Source organism: Mesorhizobium sp. M7A.F.Ca.AU.001.01.1.1, assembly GCF_004022735.1.
Taxonomy (GTDB): Bacteria; Pseudomonadota; Alphaproteobacteria; order Rhizobiales; family Rhizobiaceae; genus Mesorhizobium; species Mesorhizobium ciceri.
Map to the genome: position 1 here is coordinate 1 of NZ_RZPF01000450.1, position 5501 is coordinate 5501.

Below are 5501 nucleotides of genomic sequence, written 5' to 3' on the forward strand. Positions count from 1 at the left end.
TCCCAATAGCATCGAGCGCGCAGCCATGACCGTCATCACCGCAGCAACCCCTGCCCCGCCCCGCGCCCGCAAGGTCGCCAGCCGCCACCAATGGATCGGCCTGCTCTATGTCGCGCCGGCTGTCGCGCTGGTCGTCGTCTTTTTCCTGATCCCGCTCGGCATGACGGCGTGGATGTCGCTGCACAACTGGCCCCTGATGGGCGAGCACAGCTTTATCGGCCTCGGCAACTATGTCGCCATCCTGCGCGACACCCGGTTCTGGAACGCGCTGCGCTTCACCGCCTACTACACCGTGATCGTCACCATCGCGATCTTCGTGGTGGCGTTTCCGCTGGCGCTGTTCGTCGAGCGGCCGCGGCCGCTGACCAATCTTTACCGGACGATGTTCTTCATGCCGGCGGTTGTCGGCTTTGCCTCGGCCAGCCTGCTCTGGTCATGGCTGTTGAACGTCGATTCCGGCCTGTTCAGCCCGGCCGCCTACGACCTTGGCCTGATCGACAGGAAGTTCAACCTTTTGGCCACCTTCCAGCCGGCCTTCTGGTCGATCATCGCCATGGTCGTCTGGAAGGTCGCCGGCTTCACCATGATCATTCTGATGGCCGGCCTGCAATCGATCCCGCAGGATCTGCAGGAGGCGGCCGTCATCGACGGCGCCGATCCGTTCGCCAGGTTCAGGGCGATCACTTTGCCGCTGATGCGCCGCACGCTGGCGCTGGCCCTGATCCTGTCGGTCGCCGGCTCGATCCTCGCCTTCGACCAGTTCTACATCATCCTGCGCGGCGGCCCACGCAACCAGACGCTGACGGCGGTCTACTGGATCTTCAACCAGTCCTTCGTGTCGTTCAAGCTCGGCTACGGCGCGGCTTTGTCGATGGTGCTGCTGGTGATCCTGGTGGCGCTCAGCCTCGTCCAGCTGTGGCTGCTGCGCAAGCCGGAGGGGCTCGACTGATGGCGCAGGCCGCTTCCCGCAACCGCCGGCTCTTGAGCCGCATCGGCGAGCATTCGACCGGCATCGTCGCCTCGGTGCTGTTTGCCGCGCCGATCGTGTGGGCGGTGCTGTCGGCGTTCAAGCCAGCGGCCGAAGCGCGCCTGCCGCCGCTGCCGCCCTGGCCGACATCAGGCTTCTCGCTGGAGAACTACGCCACGCTCAACAGCTTCGGCGACGGGCTCTGGGTCTCGGCCCAAAACAGCATCTATGTCTCGGTGATGACCGTGGTGCTGTCGGTCGCCGTCAGCGTGCTGGCCGGCTATGGCTTTTCGCGGTTCCGGTTTCCGTTCAAGGACCTGTTCTTCATCCTCATCCTGTCGACGATCATGATCCCGTTCCAGTCGATCCTGACGCCGATCTTCCTGGTGCTGACCAAGCTTGGCCTGCACAACACGCTGACCGGCCTGGTCGGCGTTTATGTGACGCTGCAACTGCCGTTTTCGATCTTCATGATGCGCAACGCCTTCGACGCAGTGCCGCGCGAGATCGAGGAAGCCGCCCGCATGGACGGCGCCGGCAATCTCACCATGCTTTGGAAGGTGATGCTGCCGCTGGTCTGGCCGGGCGTCGTCACCATCGCCCTGTTTGCCTTCCTCGGCGCCTGGAACGAATTCCTCGCCGCCCTCGTGCTGATGACCGACCAATCCAAATTCACGCTGCCAGTGATGATGACCGCACTGCAGTCGGGCCGCTTCGGCGCCATCGACTGGGGCGCGGTGCAGGCGGGCGTCACCGTGATGATGGTGCCGTGCCTCATCCTGTTCCTGGCGCTGCAGCGCTTCTACATCCGCGGCCTGATGGCCGGGGCCGTCAAATAGAATGGAGTAAATTCATGACCGCATCGCCATCCGCAAAAACCGGGAAACCGAAGCTCGCCTTCCGCCCGCTGCCGGTGCCGCAGGTCGACGTGCACGGCTTCTGGGGCGATCGCGCCGACGCTGTCGCCGCCCGCACCGCCGATATCCTTTACGAGCGCTGCGTGGAGGCCCGCATGCTGGAGCAGATCGATCCGGACCGTCCCTCGCCCGGCATAGTCATCCCCTTCCACTCGCCCTCTCCCGACGAAGCCGACCGCCAGGGCGCGGAATTCACCGGATCGACGGTGACCACGCAGATGTTCTGGGATTCCGATCTCGGCAAGACGATCGAGACCGCGGCCTATTCGCTGTACCGGCGCAAGAATCCCGAACTGGAGAAGAAGATCGACGCCGTCATCGACATGTATGGCAGGCTGCAGCAGGAGGACGGCTATCTCTCCAGCTGGTACCAACGCATCCAGCCCGGCAAGCGCTGGACCAATCTGCGCGACTGCCACGAGCTCTATTGCGCCGGCCATCTGATCGAGGGCGCGGTCGCCTACTACCAGGCGACGGGAAAACGCAAGCTGCTCGATATCATGTGCCGCTATGCCGACCACATCGCGTCGGTACTCGGCCCGGAGCCCGGCAAGAAGAAGGGCTATTGCGGCCACGAGGAGATCGAGCTGGCGCTGGTCAAGCTGGCACGGGTGACCGGCGAGCGGAAATATATGGAGTTGGCCAGATACTTCATCGACCAGCGCGGTCAGCAGCCGCATTATTTCGACGAGGAGGCCCGCGCCCGCGGCGCCGACCCGAAGGCCTATCATTTCAAGACCTATGAATACAGCCAGTCGCATATCCCGGTGCGAGAACAGAACAAGGTCGTCGGCCATGCTGTCAGGGCGATGTACCTCTATTCCGGCATGGCCGATATCGCGACCGAATATGGCGATGATACGCTGCGAGCAGCACTCGACCTTCTGTGGGACGATCTCACCACCAAGAGTCTCTACATCACTGGCGGACTGGGGCCGTCGGCGCACAATGAGGGCTTCACCAGCGACTACGACCTGCCCAACGAAAGCGCCTATGCCGAGACCTGTGCGGCGGTCGGCTTGGTGTTCTGGGCCAGCCGCATGCTCGGCATGGGGCCGAACGCGCGCTACGCCGACATGATGGAACGCGCCCTCTACAACGGTTCGATCTCGGGCCTGTCGCTCGACGGCTCGCTGTTTTTCTACGAGAATCCATTGGAAAGCCGGGGCAAGCACAACAGGTGGAAGTGGCACCGCTGCCCGTGCTGCCCGCCCAATATCGGGCGCATGGTCGCCTCGATCGGCAGCTATTTCTACAGCCTGGCCCACGATGCGCTGGCCGTCCACCTCTATGGCGACTCGACCGGGCGCTTCGATATATCGGGCGTCCCGGTGAGCCTGACGCAGGTCAGCAGCTATCCCTGGGACGGCGCCGTCGACATCATGCTCGAACCGCGGGCGCCGGTCGAGTTCACTTTGCACCTGCGCATTCCCGCCTGGAGCGCCAGTGCCGGGTTGAAGATAAACGGCGAAGCCATCAGGCTGGCGGATATCACCAGCGACGGCTACGCCGCGATCAAGCGGACATGGAAAAAGGGCGACAATGTCCGGCTCGATCTCGAAATGCCGATCGAGCGGCTTTATGCCAACCCGCAGGTGCGCCAGGATGCTGGCCGCGTCGCGCTGTCACGCGGCCCGCTGATCTATTGCGTCGAGGCATCAGACAATGACAGCCAGCCGCATCGCCTGACGCTGCCGCGGACGGCCACCATCGAAGCGCAGCACCGGCCGGAACTTCTCGGCGGCGTGGTGACGCTGTCGACCGCGGCACTTGCCGATGTCTCCGACGGCTGGCAGGACGGGCTCTACAGGCCCGAGCCGCCGGCCACCGCCGAGACGCGACTGACCGCCATTCCCTATTTCGCCTGGGACAACCGCGAGCCCGGCGAGATGCTGGTATGGCTCAGGGACGGCTGAACGAGGTCGGTGTATCGGCGATGACCGATCCAAGCTCAGCCGCGGTCGATGCCGCGGTTTCGGGCTTTTGGTCCATATAGCGCAGACGCAGGCGCAGGAATGGCGCCTCGACGCAGGTATAGCTGAGATAGCCGATCGGGATCGTCGCCACGAAGCACAATGCGGACCAGAGGCATGCGACGTAGAAATTGCTGATGCTCATGACATTCGTGTCTATGAACGCTGCCAATTGCATGACGAAGAACAGGTGCAGAAGATAGATCGAATAGCTGTAGGCCCCAGCCTTCTCCAGTACCCTGAACGGCGGGCTTGTTCGCTTTCTCGAAAAGCTCGTGTCGTAGTAGGCGATGCCGAATGAATAGGCTGCCGCCTCCAGGGTCGGCAGGATGATCCATATCCAATGAGGCGACGGATAGCGGCCCAGTTGGTAAAATCCGCCGGCTGCATCGAACCACCAGAAGAACCCCGAAAAAGCCATGAGAACGGCCAGCGCCAGCCAGTGTTGGTTCTTCGCGTGGGCACGCAGGTGAAAGGCAAGAATGCCGGCCAGGAACTGATCCGCATGGCCTATGATGGTTGCGGACGCCGCCGACTGCACTTCGCCGATCTGCACATACAGGACGGACCTCAGCACAATGGCTGCCGCGATGAACAGCAAGGGCGCGAACACAAACCGCCTGGATACCATCAGCAAGAACGGCAGCAACAGGTAGAAGTGCGCTTCGATCGTTATCGACCAGCCGCCATTCGGGAGGGTGGGAAAAAGAAACCCCAATCCGACGCCCGTGAAATACCCGTCGAGGGACTGGCCGGCCACGTACCTGCGGCAGGCCTCGATGCATAGCACGACCAGGAGAAGCGGAAGCAGCCTGAGGGCCCTGTTGGCAAAGAAGGGCAGATAGTTGATCTGCTTTCCATCGAGCAGCTTGGCGAACAGGTAGCCGGAAAGCGCCATGAACAGGGAAACGCCAGTATGCCCTTCATCCAGAACGCTGAAGATAGGAAGAGCCGGCACGAAATCATAAGGCACGGGGCCTTCAGGAGAAGCATGAAGGAAATGCCAGGTAAAGACAAGAAAGGCCGCCAGGCCACGAACATGATCCAGCGCTGGGTAGTGCTCTCCGGTCGAGGATTTCATGATTGGTCCACGCGCACCGTGTCCTGCGCCGGTGTTCAGGTCATCGTTGGCCCAGAACTGTTTTCAATTCATTAAACCTTCACTGCGGAGACTTACGAAATCAGAGATTTGCTTCGCAAGGTGCTGTGGCCTGCAAGCATCCGGAGCCAAACACGACTGAAGCGTGCCGCGTCTGAGCGGATCACTTCTGGGCGGATCACTTCTGGGCGACGGTCAGCCCGATCTCTTCCGCCACCAGTTCCTGCAGCCGCCACAGATTGCGGTCGCGGATGCCGCAGGCTTCGAGGTGGCGGATCGTCTCGAATAGATATTGCGCGCCCGAGCCCCAATGACCGACGGCTGTCACCAGCGTCGCCGCGATCGCCTGCTTGTCGAGCTTGCCGGCATAACGCGGATTGGCGGGATCGACGACGAAACCAATCGCGCGACATGGGCCGCCTTCGGTCCTGACCTGCAGCCAGCGCGGCACGTTGACGGCGGGCAGGATGGTCATTTCGCGGCGCAGCAGCGCTTCGAGGTTGGCCGCCACCGGTTCCGCGATCTCGAACACCATGCCCTGGCAC

Annotated in this window: 5 protein-coding genes; 3 read left to right on the forward strand and 2 right to left on the reverse strand. The window is 62.5% G+C overall.

Annotated features, from left to right (window positions below):
* The first annotated feature begins 25 nt into the window (after positions 1-25).
* From EN884_RS23930 to EN884_RS23940, 3 genes are read left to right on the forward strand one after another with little or no spacing between them, the layout of a single operon-like run.
* Positions 26-949 (forward strand): sugar ABC transporter permease, encoded by a 924-nt coding sequence (locus EN884_RS23930; RefSeq protein WP_063168669.1) that lies wholly within the window; start codon positions 26-28, stop codon positions 947-949.
* Positions 949-1806 (forward strand): carbohydrate ABC transporter permease, encoded by an 858-nt coding sequence (locus EN884_RS23935; protein WP_013530524.1) that lies wholly within the window; start codon positions 949-951, stop codon positions 1804-1806. The genes EN884_RS23930 and EN884_RS23935 overlap by 1 nt, the downstream gene beginning before the upstream one ends.
* Positions 1807-1820: 14 nt before the next feature.
* Complete coding sequence (locus EN884_RS23940) at positions 1821-3800, forward strand: glycoside hydrolase family 127 protein (protein ID WP_063168670.1); 1980 nt, start codon at positions 1821-1823, stop codon at positions 3798-3800.
* Here EN884_RS23940 and EN884_RS23945 read toward each other — a convergent pair.
* The gene (locus EN884_RS23945) at positions 3787-4938 is read right to left on the reverse strand and encodes an acyltransferase (RefSeq protein ID WP_063168671.1); all 1152 of its coding nucleotides are present in this window, start codon (positions 4936-4938) and stop codon (positions 3787-3789) included. The genes EN884_RS23940 and EN884_RS23945 overlap by 14 nt on opposite strands.
* 196 nt (positions 4939-5134) lie before the next feature.
* Positions 5135-5501: gamma-glutamylcyclotransferase (locus tag EN884_RS23950; RefSeq protein ID WP_206617629.1), on the reverse strand; the 367-nt coding region annotated here is incomplete at its 5' end.

Excerpts from the sequence above, each read along its gene's own strand:
- EN884_RS23930 (WP_063168669.1), top strand. The coding sequence starts at position 26 with ATGACCGTCATCACCGCAGCAACCCCTGCCCCGCCCCGCGCCCGCAAG.
- EN884_RS23935 (WP_013530524.1), top strand. The coding sequence starts at position 949 with ATGGCGCAGGCCGCTTCCCGCAACCGCCGGCTCTTGAGCCGCATCGGC.
- EN884_RS23940 (WP_063168670.1), top strand. The coding sequence starts at position 1,821 with ATGACCGCATCGCCATCCGCAAAAACCGGGAAACCGAAGCTCGCCTTC.
- EN884_RS23945 (WP_063168671.1), bottom strand. The coding sequence starts at position 4,938 with ATGAAATCCTCGACCGGAGAGCACTACCCAGCGCTGGATCATGTTCGT.